General features: G+C 65.5%; 1 pseudogene. It reads left to right on the plus strand.

Features of this window, described 5'->3' with window-relative positions:
• A pseudogene (locus H8B02_RS47685) lies at nt 1-472 on the plus strand (group II intron reverse transcriptase/maturase); the annotation flags it as partial.
• Nucleotides 473-568: the final 96 nt, after the last annotated feature.

Consider the following 568-nt stretch of genomic DNA (forward strand, 5'->3'; position numbering starts at 1 on the left):
TCATGAGGACAAGACGCGGCTGATCGAGTTTGGCCGGTTCGCGGCCGTCTCACGTCAGCGGCGCGGCGAGCGGCGGCCAGAGACCTTCGCCTTCCTCGGCTTCACTCACTACTGTGGGCGGACCCGAGATGGCCGGTTCATCGTGAAGCACAAGACGGAAGGGAAACGCCTGACGCGCAAGCTGACGGCGTTGCGCCAGGAGGCTTGGCGGCTCATGCACGCGCCACTGGCCACGCAGCACGAGTGGCTCGCCGCCGTGCTGCGCGGGCACTATGGCTATTATGGCAGGCCGCACAATTACCCAGCGCTCAACGGCTTCTACCGCGAAGCGCGTCGGACCTGGCTGCGTTGTCTGAGACGGCGTAGCCAGAAAAGTCGGCGCATGGGCTGGTCGGAGTTCGAGACCCTGACGGCACGCTTCCGTCTGCCCGTTCCACACATCACTCGCACTTGGGCGCAGGCGCGGATATGACGCGGGTTACCCTCGGGAAGAGCCGGGTGCGGGAAATCCGCCCGCCCGGATCTGTGAGGGCGAAAGCCAAATGGCTGAGCTACTCGACCACGACCC

The organism is Bradyrhizobium altum (genome assembly GCF_020889705.1).
Classification (GTDB): Bacteria; Pseudomonadota; Alphaproteobacteria; order Rhizobiales; family Xanthobacteraceae; genus Bradyrhizobium; species Bradyrhizobium altum.